At 66.4% G+C, this 17795-nt stretch carries 13 protein-coding genes; 10 read left to right on the forward strand and 3 right to left on the reverse strand.

Annotation, left to right across the window (positions count from 1 at the left end; genetic code table 11):
• A complete protein-coding gene (ttcA, locus tag VZ068_RS20920) occupies positions 1-918 on the reverse strand; it encodes a tRNA 2-thiocytidine(32) synthetase TtcA (RefSeq protein WP_349656384.1) in 918 nt (305 codons plus the stop codon).
• A 583-nt stretch (positions 919-1501) separates the two neighbouring features.
• Here ttcA and xylA point away from each other — a divergent pair.
• Entirely contained in the window at positions 1502-2839 is a 1338-nt protein-coding gene (gene xylA, locus VZ068_RS20925) for a xylose isomerase (protein WP_349656385.1), read from the forward strand.
• Between the two features lie 216 nt (positions 2840-3055).
• On the opposite strand, the gene VZ068_RS20930 is transcribed toward xylA, so the two are convergent.
• The gene (locus VZ068_RS20930) at positions 3056-4123 is read right to left on the reverse strand and encodes a LacI family DNA-binding transcriptional regulator (protein ID WP_259159920.1); all 1068 of its coding nucleotides are present in this window, start codon (positions 4121-4123) and stop codon (positions 3056-3058) included.
• On the opposite strand from VZ068_RS20930, the gene VZ068_RS20935 reads away from it, so the two are divergent.
• The 7 genes from VZ068_RS20935 to VZ068_RS20965 all read left to right on the forward strand — a co-directional run bounded on the left by VZ068_RS20935 (position 4050) and on the right by VZ068_RS20965 (position 15935).
• Positions 4050-4205 (forward strand): hypothetical protein, encoded by a 156-nt coding sequence (locus VZ068_RS20935; RefSeq protein WP_259159922.1) that lies wholly within the window; start codon positions 4050-4052, stop codon positions 4203-4205. The genes VZ068_RS20930 and VZ068_RS20935 overlap by 74 nt on opposite strands.
• Before the next feature lie 94 nt (positions 4206-4299).
• Positions 4300-6486 carry an alpha-glucuronidase family glycosyl hydrolase gene (locus VZ068_RS20940; protein WP_349657774.1) on the forward strand — a complete coding sequence of 729 codons (2187 nt, stop codon included), beginning with the start codon at positions 4300-4302 and terminating at the stop codon, positions 6484-6486.
• Positions 6483-8447, forward strand: coding sequence for a sialate O-acetylesterase (locus VZ068_RS20945; RefSeq protein ID WP_349656386.1), 1965 nt, complete (start codon positions 6483-6485; stop codon positions 8445-8447). Before VZ068_RS20940 ends, VZ068_RS20945 begins: the two co-directional genes overlap by 4 nt.
• A gap of 11 nt (positions 8448-8458) precedes the next feature.
• The gene (gene manD, locus VZ068_RS20950; protein ID WP_349656387.1) at positions 8459-9718 is read left to right on the forward strand and encodes a D-mannonate dehydratase ManD; all 1260 of its coding nucleotides are present in this window, start codon (positions 8459-8461) and stop codon (positions 9716-9718) included.
• Positions 9719-9876: 158 nt separating this feature from the next.
• A complete protein-coding gene (locus VZ068_RS20955; protein ID WP_349657775.1) occupies positions 9877-11550 on the forward strand; it encodes a glycoside hydrolase family 43 protein in 1674 nt (557 codons plus the stop codon).
• 2 nt (positions 11551-11552) lie between these two features.
• Entirely contained in the window at positions 11553-14243 is a 2691-nt protein-coding gene (locus VZ068_RS20960; RefSeq protein ID WP_349656388.1) for a glycoside hydrolase family 3 C-terminal domain-containing protein, read from the forward strand.
• A 225-nt stretch (positions 14244-14468) separates the two neighbouring features.
• On the forward strand, positions 14469-15935 hold the full coding sequence (locus VZ068_RS20965; protein ID WP_349656389.1) for a mannitol dehydrogenase family protein: 1467 nt from the start codon (positions 14469-14471) through the stop codon (positions 15933-15935).
• A 151-nt stretch (positions 15936-16086) separates the two neighbouring features.
• Here the strand turns inward: VZ068_RS20965 and VZ068_RS20970 are convergent, their stop codons facing one another.
• Positions 16087-16473, reverse strand: coding sequence for a VOC family protein (locus VZ068_RS20970; RefSeq protein ID WP_349656390.1), 387 nt, complete (start codon positions 16471-16473; stop codon positions 16087-16089).
• A gap of 473 nt (positions 16474-16946) precedes the next feature.
• Here VZ068_RS20970 and VZ068_RS20975 point away from each other — a divergent pair, with 473 nt between their 5' ends.
• The gene (locus tag VZ068_RS20975; RefSeq protein WP_259167293.1) at positions 16947-17237 is read left to right on the forward strand and encodes a SymE family type I addiction module toxin; all 291 of its coding nucleotides are present in this window, start codon (positions 16947-16949) and stop codon (positions 17235-17237) included.
• 304 nt (positions 17238-17541) lie between these two features.
• Positions 17542-17700 carry a DUF2256 domain-containing protein gene (locus VZ068_RS20980; protein WP_172454289.1) on the forward strand — a complete coding sequence of 53 codons (159 nt, stop codon included), beginning with the start codon at positions 17542-17544 and terminating at the stop codon, positions 17698-17700.
• Positions 17701-17795: the final 95 nt, after the last annotated feature.

Consider the following 17795-nt stretch of genomic DNA (forward strand, 5'->3'; position numbering starts at 1 on the left):
TCAGTCGCTGTCGTGTGTGGTGTCGTCGCCGGCGGCGAGCCAGGCGCTGGAGTCGGGATCGGACGGTGCGGCCTCGCCGCTGCGGCCCAGCGACAGGAAATCGAACAACGCAGGATCGGCCAGTTGCTCGGGCCGCACATCGCCCAGCGCGCGGGCGATCTGCTCGACCCGCCCGGGTTGCTCGCGGTCCCACTGCTGCAGCATCCGGCCGACCTGCTGGCGCTGCAGGTTTTCCTGGCTGCCGCACAGGTTGCACGGAATGATCGGGAACTGGCGCGCCTGCGCATAGGCGGCGATGTCGGCTTCGCGCACATAGGCCAACGGGCGGATCACCACATGCGCACCGTCGTCGCTGCGCAGCTTGGGCGCCATTGCCGCGAGCCGGGCGTGGTGGAACAGGTTCATGAAGAACGTGGCCACGATGTCGTCGCGATGGTGGCCGAGCGCGATCTTGGTGACCCCATGCGCCTGCGCATAGGCATACAGCGCGCCGCGCCGCAGCCGCGAGCACAACGAACACATGGTCTTGCCGGCCGGAATCACCCGGCTGACCACCGAATAGGTGTCCTGCTCGACGATGGCGAATGGCACGTCCAGGCCGCGCAGATAGGTGGGCAGGACGTGGGCGGGAAAGTCGGGCTGCTTCTGGTCCAGATTGACCGCCACCAGGGTGAACGGCACCGGCGCCTTGCGCTGCAGGTGCAGCAGCATGTCCAGCAAGGTGTAGCTGTCCTTGCCGCCGGACAGGCACACCATGATCTTGTCGCCGGCCGCGATCATGCCGAAGTCGGCAATCGCCTGGCCCACCTGGCGTTGCAGGCGCTTGCCCAGGCGCAGCTGCTCACGCTGCAGCCGCTGGCGCGGGTCGCGCGGCGCGGGGTCGGCCAGGGGTTGCGGCAGCGGCAGGACAGCGGTCATAAGCCGGCCATTGTAGCGGCCGGGGGGATTGGGATTGGGATTTGGTCGTGAGGCCAGAGGTGGCTGCCCCCATCCGCCCTTCGGGCACCTTCCCCCGTGAACGGGGGAAGGGAGCAAGACCTCGTCTACGGGTGAGCGCTTCCCGCCCAGCCCTTTCCCGGCAGTTTCCTCTCCTGATGGTCCCCTCGCCTGATGGTCCCCTCGCCTGAGAGGGTGCCCGAAGGGCGGGTGAGGGACGTACGCCCCGACCCACCAACCGCCAGCCATCACCACACCTGCCGCTACGCAACAGCTCGCATCTCGCATCTCGCAGCGCAGCAAGCCTTTCGGCGGCGGGCTGGGTAAAGTCCGCAGGACCGTTTCAGCTGGGATCGGCATGACACCTTCGGCTTCGCTGTATGGCGCGGCTTTTTTCAGTCGGCTTTTTGGTAGCGCTAACATTCGGTGCATTGCGTAGCAATACACGCATGCACAGATGCGCTGCAGCGACGCGGCAGCACCGATTGTTGCGCGTGCCAGCGCCGCAGTGTGTCGACGCCATCCCTCTCCCCCACGACATTCCCTTTCTGCAGGAGTCCACCCCATGAGCAACACCGTTTACATCGGCGCGAAGGAATACTTCCCCGGCATCGGCAAGATCGGCTTCGAAGGCCGCGACTCCGACAACCCGCTCGCGTTCAAGGTCTACGACGCCAACAAGCAGGTCGGCGACAAGACCATGGCCGAGCACCTGCGCTTTGCCGTGGCCTACTGGCACAGCTTCTGCGGCAACGGCGCCGATCCGTTCGGCCCGGGCACGCGCGCCTATCCGTGGGATGTGGGCAACAGCGCACTGGGGCGCGCCGAAGCCAAGGCCGATGCCGCATTCGAATTCTTCACCAAGCTCGGTGTGCCGTACTACTGCTTCCACGACGTGGACCTGTCGCCGGATGCCGACGACATCGGCGAGTACGAAAAGAATCTGAAGCACATGGTCGGCATCGCCAAGCAGCGCCAGGCCGACACCGGCATCAAGCTGCTGTGGGGCACCGCCAACCTGTTCTCGCACCCGCGCTACATGAACGGCGCATCCACCAACCCGGACTTCAACGTGGTGGCGCGTGCGGCCGTGCAGGTCAAGGCCGCGATCGATGCCACCGTGGAATTGGGCGGCGAGAACTACGTGTTCTGGGGCGGCCGCGAAGGCTACGCCTGCCTGCACAACACCCAGATGAAGCGCGAACAGGACAACATGGCGCGCTTCTTGACCCTGGCACGCGACTACGGCCGCGCCATCGGCTTCAAGGGTAATTTCCTGATCGAACCCAAGCCGATGGAGCCGATGAAGCACCAGTACGACTTCGACAGCGCCACGGTGATCGGCTTCCTGCGCCAGCACGGCCTGGACCAGGACTTCAAGCTCAACATCGAAGCCAACCACGCCACGCTCTCGGGCCACAGCTTCGAGCACGACCTGCAGGTGGCAGCCGATGCCGGCCTGCTGGGCAGCATCGACGCCAACCGCGGCAACCCGCAGAACGGCTGGGACACCGACCAGTTCCCGACCGACCTGTACGACACCGTCGGCGCGATGCTGGTGGTGCTGAGGCAGGGCGGGCTGGCACCGGGCGGCTTGAACTTCGATGCCAAGGTGCGCCGCGAGTCGTCCGACCCGCAGGATCTGTTCCTGGCCCACATCGGCGGCATGGACGCGTTCGCACGCGGCCTGGAAGTGGCCAACGCGTTGCTGACGTCGTCGCCGCTGGAGCAGTGGCGCGCCGAGCGTTACGCCAGCTTCGACAGCGGTGCGGGCGCGGATTTCGCCAACGGCACCAGCACGCTGGTGGATGTGGCCAAGTACGCGGCCGGTAACGAACCCAAGCAACTCAGCGGGCGCCAGGAAGCGTATGAGAACCTGATCAACCAGTATCTGACGCGTTGATGCCTGTCATCGCACGCGCGTCGTGTAACGCCGCGCGCGCATGACAACCGCGTGCATTGCCACGGCGCTGCACGCGACCGCATCAGGTATCGAGATGGCTGACAACATGGCGTGACGATCAGGGGATCGCTGCGCCGACAACCGCACGGCATGCGTGCGACAGGAACACGCAGCTAGCGCCCACCCCGCAGCAACATCGCGGTGCGCCAGCCGCTCTTATTCGGCCGGATCGATTGCGATCGGTGCGGCTACCGAATCCCGCTTGACCAGCAGGTGCGCGACCACATGATCGACCATCTTCGACGTGCGCTCCTTGGCGCGAATCGTCTTCAACAAGATGTCCAGCGCGGCATCTGCCATGGCGGCGATGGGCTGCTGCACGGTGGTGAGTTCGGGCCAGACGGCAGTGGCTGCCGAGGTGTCGTCGAAACCCACGACCGACAGATCGCGCGGCACATCCAGCCCACGCCGGTGCGCCACCGAAATGGCCGCGGCGGCCATGTCGTCGTTGCTGGCGAAGATCGCGCTGGGGCGACGCTTGCGTGCAAGCAGTTTTTCGGCCGCAAGCAGACCCGAGCGGTAGGTGTAGTCGCCCGGTTGTACCAGATGCCTGTCCAGGCGCAGGCCGGCGTCGGACAAGGCGGCCTGAAATCCTTCGAAACGCCGCGTGCTGGCCGACAGATTGGGGTGCCCGGCAATGTAGCCGATACGGGTATGCCCCTGCGCGATCAGGTGCTCGGTGATTTCCTTGGCAGCAGCGAATTCGTCGATGCGCACGCAGGCCACGTCGGGACTGAAATGGTTGGAGGCGATCGCCACCACCGGCACCTTGGCACGTACAAGTTCCAGCACCGCAGCACGGGATTCGCACAACGGCGGCGGCAGGATCACCCCGGCCACACCCTTGGCGAGTTTGCGCGCGGCACGGCGTTCGGCATCGGCGTCAAGATCGTCCCAGCAATCGATCACCAGCTGGATCGACGTACGCGAGGCAACCCGCAGCACGCCCAGCAACAGTTCGCGCAGATATGCACCGCTGGGGTCGCTGTAGATCAGCGCAATGCGCGTACTCTGCGCAGCGGCCAGGGCGCTTGCGGCCAGATTGGGGGTGTAACCGAGTTTGTCGACTGCGCGCATCACGCGCTCACGGGTGGCGTCGCGCACGCTGCCGTTGTTGTTGACCACACGCGAGACCGTCATCGGCGACACCTTGGCCAGCGCCGCCACCTCGTCGATGGTGGTCGCGCGGCTGGTGCGGCGGACCGATTTCCTGACCTTCTCCAAGCATGGCCTCTTCAAATGCGAGCGAAAGTTGGCGCAAGCGCGCGTGCTGCTGCCGGTAGACCTGCAGCAGGTGCGGGCATGAGCATGCAAGCCATGGTACCGGGAAGCAGACAGAGCGGGGAGATGCGCACAGATGCCATTGCCGCAGCGGAGCGTACGGCATGAGCGCATGGCCGATGGGACGCAATCGCACAAGCGTGCGTGCGTTGGCACTGATGTGGCTGGTGGTGTTGGGTGGCGCACTGCTGCCGGTCGCAACGGTGCGGGCAGAAGATGGCTACGAGCTATGGTTGCGCTACCACATGGTGGGCGACCCCGCGCAACTGCAGGCAGGCGCGCGGAGCTTGGTGATTGCCGGCGACTCGCCCACCCTGCATGCGGCGCGCGATGAGCTGACGCGCGGGGTGCAGGGCCTGCTCGGTCATGCCCTGCAGAGCGCTGCCACGGTGACCGCCGATGGCGCGATCGTGCTGGGCGCCGCCAACGCACCGCAGATTGCCGCATTGCAGCTCAAAACAGGCGATCTTGGTCGTGAGGGATATCTGATCCAGACGGTGCGCGTGGATGGGCATCGCGCCACGGCCATCGTGGGCGGCAGCGATGTCGGTGCGTTGTATGGCGCATTTCATTTCCTGCGCCTGCTGCAGACCGGCCAGCCGATCACCGCACTCAACGTGCGCGAATCGCCGCGATTGCAGCTGCGCATGCTCAACCATTGGGACAACCTGGATGGCGTGGTGGAGCGCGGCTATGCCGGTGCATCGCTGTGGAACTGGCAGACGCTGCCCGGCTATCTGGACCCGCGCTACACCGACTATGCACGCGCCAACGCCTCGCTAGGTATCAACGGAACCGTGCTCAACAACGTCAACGCCAAGGCCTGGAGCCTGACGCCGGAATATCTGGACAAGGCCGCGGCGCTGGCCGCGGTGTTTCGCCCGTACGGCATCCGCGTGTTTCTCAGCGCGCGCTTCAGTGCACCGATCGAGATTGGCGGCCTGCGCACCGCCGACCCGCTGGATCCACAGGTACAACGCTGGTGGCGCGCCAAGGCCGAAGAAATCTATGCGCGCATTCCGGATTTTGGCGGGTTCCTGGTCAAGGCCAACTCCGAAGGCCAGCCCGGCCCGCAGGATTACGGGCGCTCCCATGCCGATGGCGCAAACCTGCTGGCCGACGCGCTGGCACCGCATGGAGGCGTGGTGATGTGGCGTGCCTTCGTGTATTCGCACGAGCAGCCGGACGACCGCGCCAAACAGGCGTACAGCGAGTTTGTTCCGCTCGATGGCGCATTTCGCGACAACGTGATCGTGCAGGTCAAGAATGGTGCGATCGACTTCCAGCCGCGCGAGCCGTTCCATCCGCTGTTCGGGGCGATGCGCAAGACGCCGTTGATGCCGGAGTTTCAGATCACCAAGGAATATCTGGGCTTTTCCACGCATCTGGCGTATCTGGGCACCCTGTTCGCCGAGACCCTGCAGGCCGATACCTACGCGCGCGGCAAGGGCTGGAGCGTGGCAAAGACGGTGGACGGCACGCTGTTCAACTCCGGCAAGCATGCCCGGCTCACCGGCATTGCCGGAGTGGCCAATCTCGGCGCCGATCGCAACTGGAGCGGCTCGCTCTTCGATCAGGCCAATTGGTACGCCTACGGGCGGCTGGCGTGGAATCCGGCGCTGTCGCCGGAGGCCATCGCGCAGGAGTGGGTGCGCATGACCTTGTCCAACGACGACGCCGTGGTGACGCCGGTGGTCGGCATGATGCTGCGCTCGCGCGAGGCGGTCGTGGATTACATGACCCCGCTCGGGCTGCATCACCTGATGGGACGCGGCCATCACTACGGGCCGGCGCCGTGGGATGCCGGCAGCGAACGGCCGGACTGGGACCCGGTGTACTACCACCGTGCCGATCGCAATGGCATTGGCTTCGATCGCAGTGCCAGCGGCAGCAATGCGGTGGCGCAATACGCAGCACCGGTGGCGCGGGTATTCGGCGATGTGCAGCGCGTGCCCGAGCAGTATCTGCTGTGGTTCCACCATGTGCCGTGGGACCGACGCATGGCCTCCGGACGGCCACTCTGGGAAGAGCTGGTCTGGCACTACGACCATGGCGTGGACGAGGTGCGTGCGATGCGCGCAACCTGGCAGGGCCTGGCGGGCAAGATCGATGCGCCACGCTACCAGCAGGTGAGCGAGTTTTTGGCCATCCAGCAGGATGAAGCGCAGTGGTGGCGCGATGCCAGCATCGCCTATTTTCAAAGCGTGTCCGGGCGCGGCCTGCCGGCCGGCGTGGCACCGCCCGCGCATCCGCTGGCGTACTACCAGGCCTTGAAGTTTCCTTATGCACCAGGAAATCCGAAATGAGCGCACGCGTGACGACAACCCTGGCGGTGCTGCTGTCCGCGACAGTGGTATCCAATGCTGCGCAGGCCGCCGATGCGCCCTTGCTGCACGCACTCTTCCAGGACCATGTGGTGCTGCAGCGCGATGCACCGATCAAGGTCTGGGGCGATGCGGCGCCGGGCACGCGCGTCACCGTGCAGCTCCATACGCAGCAGGTGCAGGCGCGCGCAGACCGTGACGGGCATTGGCAGGTACGCCTGCCTGCACACGCGGCCGGCGGCCCGTACCGCTTGCAGGCCAGCACGCCCGATGGCACCACGCAGCAGGTGAGCGATGTATTGATCGGCGATGTGTGGCTGTGTTCGGGCCAGTCGAACATGGAATTGCAGGTGCATCGCACGCTGGATGCGCGCAGCGAGATTGCCGATGCCGACCATCCCACCATCCGCATGTTCAAGGTGCCGGCGCAGTCCAGCCCCACGCCGCAGACACGCTTCGGTGGGCAGGCGACGTGGCAGCTCACTACGCCGGACACGGTGAAGGAGTTTTCTGCAGCGTGTTACTACTTCGCACGCGAATTGCAGAAGACCGTCGATGTGCCGATGGGTTTGATCAACGCTTCGTGGGGCGGCTCGCAGCTGCAGGCCTGGATCGGCGACAAGGCATTGCGTGCGGCAGGCGACGATGGTCCGGCGCTGGACGTGCTGGCGCGTTATGCCACCAGCCCGACCGATGCTGCGCCACGCTGGGGCACGCTGTGGGAAACCTGGTGGCGTGCGCATGGCGACGGCACGCCATGGCTGCCGGATGCGCCGGGAGCGTGGCAACCCGCACCTGCGGCGCTGGGCGCATGGGACGACTGGGGCGTGCCGCAGCTGGTCGGCTTCAATGGCATGGTCTGGTACCGCACCAGCGTGGAGCTGACCGCCGCGCAAGCCGCGCAGGGGGCCAGCCTGTTGCTGGGGCCGGTGGACGAACTGGACCAGACCTGGGTCAATGGACGCGGCGTGGGCAGCAGTTATGGCGCCGATCAGCCGCGTCGCTACACGCTGCCACGCGGCCACCTGCATGCCGGGCGCAACAGCATCGTGCTCAACGTGCTCAATACCTATCGCCGCGGTGGATTGCTGGGCGATGCATCGTCGCGTGCGCTGCAGTTGGCCGATGGCAGCCGCGTGCCGCTGGATGCGCCCTGGCAGTACCAGATCGTCTCGCCGCGCCTGGGCACACCGCCGCGCGCGCCATGGTCGTCGGCGGCCGGGCTGACCACTTTGTACAACGGCATGATCGCCCCGCTCGGCCAGCTCGGGCTGCGCGGCGTGCTGTGGTACCAGGGCGAATCCAATGCGGGCGATGCGGTGCATTACCCGGCGCTGCTGCAGGCGTGGCAGCGCGACTGGCGCGCACGCTTTGGTGCGCAGCTCCCGCTGCTGGTGGTGCAGCTGGCCAACTACGGCGCGCCACCCACGCAACCGGTGGAAAGCGGGTGGGCGCAGCTACGCGAGGCGCAGCGCCGCTTCGTTGCCGACGACGCGCATGCCGGCCTGGCGGTGGCCATCGACATCGGCGACCGCTACGACATCCATCCGGCCAACAAGCAGGAACTTGGGCGACGCCTGGCACGCGCGGCGCGGCATGTGGTGCATGGCGAGGCGATTGCGCCCTCCGGCCCGGTGCCGCGTAGCGCGCGTCGCGAGGGCGATGCCATCCGCGTCGCCTTCGACGACGTGGATGCGGCTTTGCTGAGCTATGGCAACGACGCACCGATCGGCTTTGAAGTCTGCGCTGCGGCAGCCGACAGTTGCCGCTACACCAGCGCCACGCTGCAGGGCCGCGATGTCAGCCTGCGCCTTCCTTCGGGCATCGCCGCCACCCGCGTGCGCTACTGCTGGGCCGACAGCCCGGTGTGCACGCTGTACGACCGCAGCGGCCTGCCGGCCGGCCCGTTCGAACTCCCCGTCACTGCCGCCTCTTCCCCATGAGCGAGACCACGATGTCACAGACCCCCGACTTCCCTGCTCCGCTGCAAGGCTCGGCCCGCGATCGCGAGATCGTCGAGGCGCGCGTCATCGTCAGCTGCCCTGGCCGCAACTTCGTCACCCTGAAGATCCGCACCCGCTCGGGCATCACCGGGCTGGGCGATGCCACGCTCAATGGCCGCGAACTGGCGGTGGCGGCGTATCTGCAGGAGCACCTGGTGCCGAACCTGATCGGCCGCGATGCCGGGCGTATCGAAGACATCTGGCAGTTCTTCTATCGCGGCGCGTACTGGCGCCGTGGCCCGGTGACGATGAGCGCCATTGCCGCAGTGGACGTAGCGCTGTGGGACATCCTGGGCAAGATGGCCGGGCTGCCCTTGTACCAGCTGCTCGGCGGGCGCTCGCGCGAGGGCGCGCTGGTGTACGGCCATGCCAACGGCCGCGACATCGCCGAAACCAGCGATGAAGTGGGCCGCTTCCGCGAGATGGGTTTCATCGCAATCCGCGCGCAATGCGGCGTGCCCGGCATCAAGAAGACCTATGGCATTTCCAGTGGCGGAAAGCCGTACGAGCCGGCCGAAAGCGAACTGCCGACCGAAACAGTCTGGTCCACGCCGCGCTATCTCGGCGTGGTGCCCAAGCTGTTCGAGCAACTGCGCAAGGACCACGGCGACGAGATCGAACTGCTGCACGACGCGCACCACCGGCTCACCCCGATCGAAGCCGCGCGCCTGGGCCGCGATCTGGAGCCCTACCGGCTGTTCTGGCTGGAAGACGCCACGCCCGCGGAAAACCAGCGCGCCTTCGAGATCATTCGCCAGCACACGGTGACGCCGCTGGCGGTAGGCGAGGTGTTCAATTCGATCTGGGACTGCAAGCACCTGATCGAGCAGCAACTGATCGACTACATCCGCACCACGATTGTCCACGCCGGCGGCATCACCCACGTGCGGCGATTGGCGGATTTTGCCGCCCTGCACCAGGTGCGCACCGGCTTCCACGGCGCCACCGATCTGTCGCCGGTGTGCATGGGCGCGGCATTGCACTTCGACACCTGGGTGCCCAACTTCGGCATCCAGGAATACATGTTCCACTCCGACGAGGCCAATGCGGTGTTTCCGCACGACTACGTCTTCCGCGATGGCCGCCTGCATTGCGGCGAGACGCCCGGGCATGGTGTGGAGATCGACGAAGCGCTGGCGGCGAAGTATCCGTACGTGCCCAAACAATTGCCGGTGGCGCGGCTGGAAGACGGCGCGATGTGGGACTGGTGATGCGGCACGCGACGACCGGCGGCACGCCAGGCGCAAACGCGCCCCAGACAACTGCCGTGCGGCGATCATGCTGGCTTGGCCAGTCTGCGCACGCGGCGCCGAAGCGCTTGCTTTTGCGTGTCACATGCGTTTCTGTGCTGCTGGCTCGCTACATGGTCGTGGCCACCGTCATCGCAGTGCTCGCACCCGCGACGGCGCAAGCGCAAGCGCAGGCCGAGGTCGCCTTCGACTGGTTCGACTATCGCGGCGACGATGCGGTGTTCGCCACGCCGCTGGCGCCCGGTCAATACCGCAACCCGATCCTGGCCGGCTTCTATCCGGACCCCAGCATCACCCGCGTCGGCGAGCGCTATTACCTGGTCAATTCCACGTTCGCCTATTTCCCGGCACTGCCGGTGTTCGAAAGTACCGACCTGGTGCACTGGACGCAGGTCGGCAATGTGGTCGAACGGCGCGAGCAGCTGAACTACGACGGCCTGGGCGTGTCGCGCGGCATGTTCGCCGCCAGCATTCGGCATCACGACGGGCGCTTCTACGTGGTCGGCACCTCGGTGGACAGCGGTGGCAACTTCATCGCCAGCGCCGAGCGTGCGTCCGGGCCGTGGTCGGCGTTGACGTGGCTGCCCAGCATCGACGGCATCGACCCCTCGCTGTTCTTCGATACCGATGGCAGCGCGTATCTGCTCAACAACGGTCCGCCGGAAGGCACGCCGTTGTACGAAGGCCACCGCGCGATCTGGATGCAGCGCTTCGACATCGCCACCAACCAACCGACCGGCCCGCGCAAGGTGCTGCTCAACGGCGGTGTGGATCTGGCCAGCAAGCCGATCTGGATCGAGGGCCCGCACCTGTATCAACGCGACGGCTGGTACTACCTGTCGTGCGCCGAAGGCGGCACCGGGCCGCAACACTCGCAGGTGGTGTTACGCAGCCGCAACCTGTGGGGGCCGTACGCGCCTTCGCCGCACAATCCCATCCTCACCCAGCGCGATCTGCCGGCCGAGCGCGCACATCCGGTCAGCAATGCCGGTCACGCGGATTTTGTCGAAGCACCGGACGGACAATGGTGGGCAGTGTTTCTGGCCAGCCGGCCGTATTCCGGCGATCGCTACAACACCGGGCGCGAAACCTTCCTGTTGCCGGTGCAGTGGCGCGATGGCTGGCCGTCGATCCTGCCTGCGGGCAAACCGATTCCGTACATCGTCAGCGCACCTGCCCGGGCCAAGACGCTTGTCGATCAGGCGCCGCTGTCAGGGAACTTCAGCTGGCACGACGATTTCACTGCCACCACCTTGCAACGCGAATGGCTCACCCTGCGCGTGCCCGAACGCGCGGTAGCTGACACGCAAGCACGTGCCGGCTGGTTGACCTTGCATGCGACAACGCTGGGGCTGGAAGGTAACGGCACGCCGGCCTTTCTTGCGCGTCGCCAGCAACACACGCGCTTTCACGCCAGCACCGCGCTGGCGGTACCCACCCAGGCCGGCGTGCAGGCCGGGCTGGCCGCGTTCCAGAACGCCAACGCGTGGTATGCGCTGGGCGTGCGCCGCGACGGCGCCGCACTGGAGGTGTTTGTCGACAAGCGCGACGGCGCCACCACCACCACGCTGGCGCGCACCCGCATCCCGGCCACTACAACGCAGTTGCGCCTGCAGATCAGCGGCGATGGCGGCGCCTACAGCTTCGACTACGACGCTACCGGTGCCGGCTGGCAATCGCTACGCCGCGACGACGACGCCGGCTTGCTCAGCACCGCACAGGCCGGCGGCTTCGTCGGCAGCATGATCGGGCCCTTCGCCCGGTTGCAACCAGACCGCACCAAGGAGGACTGACCATGCTTTCGCACCCTGCCCGTTTCGCTCCCGGCCCGCGCCGCATCCTGGCTGCCGGCCTGCTGGCCACTGCCCTTGCCGCCGGCTCATCGCAGGCGGCGGCACCGCCACCGCCGCCGTATCTGGACACCCAACTGCCGTTCGAAACGCGCGCCGCCGACTTGGTGTCGCGCATGACATTGGACGAAAAGGCCGCGCAGATGCAGAACGCCGCCCCGGCGATCCCGCGCCTGCAGGTGCCCGAATACGATTGGTGGAACGAAGCGCTGCACGGCGTGGCGCGTGCTGGCGGCGCCACCGTGTTTCCGCAGGCGATCGGGCTGGCAGCGACCTTCGACACCCCGCTGATGGCCGAGGTGGCCACCGCCATCGGCGACGAAGCGCGCGCCAAGCACCACGCGTTCCTGGCGCGCGGCGAGCACAAGCGCTATCAGGGGCTCACCTTCTGGTCGCCCAACATCAACATCTTCCGCGACCCGCGCTGGGGCCGCGGGCAGGAAACCTATGGCGAAGACCCGTTCCTGACCGCGCGCATGGGGGTGACCTTCGTGCAGGGCCTGCAGGCCCAGCAGGGGCCGTATCGCAAGCTCGATGCCACCGCCAAGCACTTCGCGGTGCACAGCGGGCCGGAGGCCGACCGTCATCACTTCGATGTGCACCCGAGCGAGCGCGATCTGCACGAAACCTATCTGCCTGCTTTCCAGGCCCTGGTGCAGGAAGGCAAGGTCGCCGCGGTGATGGGCGCCTACAATCGTGTCAACGGCGAATCCGCCTCGGCCAGCACGCGGCTGGAAGGCATCCTGCGCCGCGAGTGGGGCTTCGATGGCTACATCGTCAGCGACTGCGCCGCCATCCGCGACATCTGGCAGAACCACAAGATCGTGCCCACGCCCGAGGCCGCCGCCGCACTCGGCGTCAAGCACGGCACCGACCTGGATTGCGGCGACACCTATGCCGCGTTGCCCAAGGCGGTGCGTGCCGGCTTGATCGACGAAGCCAGCATCGACACCGCACTCAAGCGCCTGATGACCACGCGCATGCGCCTGGGCATGTTCGACCCGCCGGCCAAGGTGCCGTGGGCGCAGATTCCCGCATCAATCAATCAATCGCCGCAGCACGATGCACTGGCGCGCCGCACCGCACGCGAATCGCTGGTGCTGCTGAAGAACGACGGCCTGCTGCCGCTCAAATCCACGCTCAAGCGCATTGCCGTGATCGGCCCCACCGCCGACGACCCGATGTCGCTGCTGGGCAATTACTACGGCACCCCGGCTGCGCCGGTCACCATCCTGCAAGGCATTCGCGATGCCGCACCGCAGGCGCAGGTGGTCTACGCGCGCGGCAGCGACCTGGTGGAGGGACGCGAAGACCCCAACGCCGCCGCACCGATCGACACGCGCTATCTGCGCCCCGCGGCAGATGCCAAGCAGAACGGCCTCACTGGTGAATACTTCAAAGGCCGCGCATTGGCCGGCACGCCGGTGTTGACCCGCATCGACCCACGCATCGCCTTCCGCTGGGACCGCAACGCACCCACCGACGATGCGGTGGGCCGTGGTGAACTGCAGGCAGACCGTGCGCTGGCCAAGGACGACTTCAGCGTGCGCTGGCATGGCCAGTTGCTGCCGCCGGTGTCGGGCAGCTACGAGCTGCAGATTGCCGCCGACGATGGCGTGCGCCTGTATCTGGACGGCAAGCTGCTGATCGATCACTGGAGCGACGCTCCACGCATGCGCGGCGGCAATGCCAGCGTGGCGCTGGAAGCCGGCAAGGCCTACGACCTGCGTGTGGAGTATTACGAGGCCACCCGCGATGCCGGCGTGCGTCTGGCCTGGCGCATGCCCGGCGCCAAACCGCCGCTGCAGGAGGCCGTGGACGCCGCACGCAACGCCGAAGTGGTGGTGTTCGTCGGCGGCCTCACCGGCGATGTCGAAGGCGAAGAGATGGACGTCAACTATCCCGGCTTTGCCGGGGGCGACCGCACCGACACCCGCCTGCCCAAACCGCAACGCGAATTGCTGCAGGCGCTGCAGGCCACCGGCACGCCGGTGGTGGCGGTGCTGACCACCGGCTCGGCGCTGGCTGTCGACTGGGCGCAGCAACACGTGCCCGCCATCCTGCTGGCGTGGTATCCAGGCCAACGCGGCGGCAGCGCGGTGGGCGATGTGCTGTTCGGCCAGGCCAGTCCCGGCGGCCGTTTGCCGATCACGTTCTACAAGGAAGACGAGCGCCTGCCCGCCTTCGACGACTACGCCATGCGCGGGCGCACCTATCGCTACTTCGGCGGCAAGCCGCTGTATCCGTTCGGCCATGGGCTGTCGTACACGCAGTTCGCCTACTCGGATCTGCAGCTGGACCGCAACACCGTGGCCGCCGACGGCACGCTCACGGCCACGGTCATGCTGAAGAACACCGGCCAACGCGCCGGCGATGAAGTGGTGCAGCTGTATCTGCATCCGCTCAAGCCGCAACGCGAACGCGCCGGCAAGGAGCTACGCGGCTTCCAACGCATCGCGCTGCAACCTGGCGAACAACGCCAGGTGCGCTTCACCATCAAGGCGCAGGACGCACTGCGCATCTACGACGAGCAGCGCAAGGCCTACGCGGTAGATCCAGGCGCCTACGAGGTGCAGATCGGCGCTTCCAGCGCAGACATCCGCAGCAGGCAACGCTTCAACGTCACCGGCAACTAGCGCCCTTCAAGGCCCCTCGCTCTGCAGACGTTGCCAACAGACCCTCCGGCCGCGATTGCCCTAAGCCCCTCTCCCGCCGGGACGAAGAGGCACCGCTTGCGCGCCGCTGGCGCGCGTGCCCTGGAGCGCCCGCGTCGCAAGACGTGGGCCGGGGCGCGGAGCGGGGGTTGGGGTGAGGGTACGGCGCAGGCGACTCCACCAAATCCCTAGTCCGCGGACACCACGATGCAAGCCCCACGTCTTTCGCTCGATACCCTTGCCACCCTGACGCCAGCGGTTTTTTTAACGCCCGCTTACGATCCAGCGACAACCACCCTCGGCATCGTCCATCTAGGCGCAGGCGCCTTTCATCGCGCCCACCAGACCGTCTACATCGATGACCTGCTCGCAGACGATCCCCGCTGGGCCATCTGTGCCGTCTCCCTGCACAGCCCGAGCGTGCGCGACGCGCTGCGCCCACAGGACGGCCTGTACACCCTCGCCCTGCTCGACGAGCACCCGCAGCTGCGCATCATCGGCGCCCTCCGCGAGGTGCTGTGCGCCGCCGACGAACAAGCCGCCGTGCTCGCACGCCTGGCCGATCCCGCCGTGCGCCTGGTCACCCTCACCGTCACCGAAAAAGGCTACTGCCTGGCTGGCGACACGCTCGACCTCACTCATCCGGACATCGCGCACGACATCGCCCACCCCGGCACACCGCGCAGCGCCATCGGCTATCTCGTCGCCGGCCTGCACCAGCGCAGGCAGCAAGGTCTTGCGCCGTTCACCGTGCTCAGCTGCGACAACCTGCCCGACAACGGCAGCCTGCTGCGCCGCGCAGTGTTGCTGCTCACACAGCAGAACGATCCCGCGCTTGCGGATTGGATCGACCGGCACACCACCTTCCCACGCTCGATGGTCGACAGCATCACCCCCGCCACCGACGACGCGCTACGCGCAAGCGTGCAAGCACAAACCAGCCTGCACGACGCCTGGCCGATCCAGCGCGAGCGCTACAGCCAGTGGGTCATCGAAGACCGCTTCTGCAACGGCCGCCCCGCCTTCGAGCGTGCCGGCGTGATCCTCAGCGACGACATCGCCGGCTATGCACGCACCAAGCTGCGCCTGCTCAACGGCCCGCACTCCGCACTCGCCTATCTCGGCAGCCTGCTCGGTCTGGAAACGGTCGCCGACGCCATGCGTCACCCGCCACTGGCCAGCTTTGTCGAAACCCTGATGCGCGAGGACATCGCCCCCACCCTGCAACCGATGCAAGGCTTCGACCCGCAGCAATACATCGACGCTATCCTGGCCCGCTTCCGCAACCCCGCCATCCGCCACCTGCTCGCGCAGATCGCCTGGGATGGCTCGCAGAAGATTCCGGTGCGCCTGCTCAGCGTCATTGGCGACGCATTGGATGCCGGGCGACGGATCGACCGGCTGTGCATCCCGGTAGCGGCCTGGTTGCAGTTCGTGCGCAGGCAGTCACGTAATGGCATCGCCTTGATCGATCCGTTGAGCGATGTCCTCAGCGACATCGGCCGCTCGACCACCGGCGATGCCGGCCATGACATAGCGGCATTTTTCGCCGTGGATGCAGTGTTCGCGTCGCTCTCTGGCAATGCGCGTTTTGTGCAGGCGCTGCACGCTGCCTACGCTGCGCTGGGCAATGCAACACCAGCAGAGATACATCGGGCCATTGATTTGAGGTGATGCATCGCCCTGTGGCGTCGCATACAACAAGCTCCGGCGTCTGCAGCGGGCGATTGGCGGACAGCAGTGCGCAGAACACGCCCATTGAGCTACCCGATCCAGGGCCTGTTGCGGATATGCAGGCACGCAGATCCAGCGGGCGATTGGGTGCCTATTTACCGATTACCTGCCCAATCCTGAGCAGGTTGCCGTTCTCGTCGACAAGCGCAAATTCCCGCATTCCCCAGGGCTTGTCGCCGACAGGATCGAGCCGGGGGATGCCGTGCACCGGAAGGTCCGCCGCATGCATGGCGGCGTAGACCGCATCGACATCGCCAACCCGGATGTAGCACCCCGCATAGCAGGCAGCAGGATCCAGGTCCGGATGCACGAAGAAATGCAGCTCCACCTCCCCACGTGTCAGGATCGCGTAGCCCGCATCGTGCGGATGCGCGTCGCCGACAAAGCCCAGCCGCCGGTAGAAGGCGAGCGTGCGCTCGATGGAGCGGGCCGGTAGCAGCGGAATCGTACGGTCTGGCATTTGGGCACTGGAAGTCATCGCTTTCTCGCAGTGGGAGAACGAAGTCGTCGCTGGGCGCAACGATACGCCACATCCGACAGATCGGTTGAGCGTTGTGCCGTCCTGTCTTGACTCGCTCCAGTGGCGAGCAGCAAGATCTCCTTGCTGCGGCATATTCCGCAGCCGGGTTTAGCAGCCCGTAATCACAAGGCGCACCAGCGCCCATTGCACGATGTCGGCGCTTTTCTTTTGCCCGACGTGTCGCGTGGGCAGGCGTGCTCGCTTTACGGCGGGCGGTGCGCGGAGACCGCAAGGTCTGCCGGTTCCTTGTGACCGGTCTGCTAACCGCGCATCGTTCGCCACCCTTGTTTAGCAGCGAGGTGGCGGACTTCCTATCGCACAAGGAGTTCGATATGACCCGCCCCAAAGCGACTGCCCATGCACGCTCTGCATCGCGATCCAAGCGCTCTGTTGTCGCGCGTACCGGATCAAGGCAGAGCTCGGTGTGCGCCGTGACCGACACGGAGTCGGCGGCAGATCCATCACCAGCACCCACGCCGCCCTTGCGCAAGCCCGGCTTCCGTATTCCCGAGCGGGTCACCATGAGCTGCCAGCACTACGACGTGCGGCGGGCCGAGGATGTCGTCGGCTGCGCAGTACCCAAGCTGCGGCTGTCGGGCCGTTGGCTGGAACACTGCGGTTTCGCGGTTGGCGATGCGTTGCGGGTCACGGTGGGACGCGGCGTGGTGTTGATCAGCCGCGTGGCGCCTGCGGTACCTACGGTGAGATCGCGCCGAAAGTGACGCGCGTGGGTCGAGTGCGCTGATACGGCGCCTGCGTTGCTTCTCCCTGCACGGGAGAGGGAACGCTTTTTGCGCTTGTCCGGATTGGAGAAGGGAGGCTGCCTGTGCCGTCTGCACGCGAGAGGACAGGTGTCTGTTTTGATGCGAGTTTCGATGCGGAGCTACGAAGCAAAGCCGCGTTGCGCGTGTGTCGTCAGTAACACAGAGCTTGTTGCCTGCACTGGCATCTGCACTGCACCGCGCGACATGACATGCTTGGCCTCATCTACGCCCCCACCCACCTCCGCTTAGGCTCACGCGCCGCATGGCCATGCGCAAGAAACACGAGTTGCCTGAGAAACCCTGCATGCAGTGCGGGCGGCCGTTCCGTTGGCGCAAGAAATGGGAGCGCGTGTGGGACGAGGTGAAATACTGCTCCGACCGTTGCCGTGGCGAAAGCAAGCGGACGCGTCCGACTCCGTGACCTGCGCGGTGTGTTGATCGCCGATCGACAACAGGTGCAACTCCATCGCCAAACCGGCGCACACCGGCGCATGCGCGTAGTGTTGCGCGACATGC

This window comes from Xanthomonas sp. 10-10 (assembly GCF_040182365.1).
Taxonomy (GTDB): domain Bacteria; phylum Pseudomonadota; class Gammaproteobacteria; order Xanthomonadales; family Xanthomonadaceae; genus Xanthomonas; species Xanthomonas arboricola_F.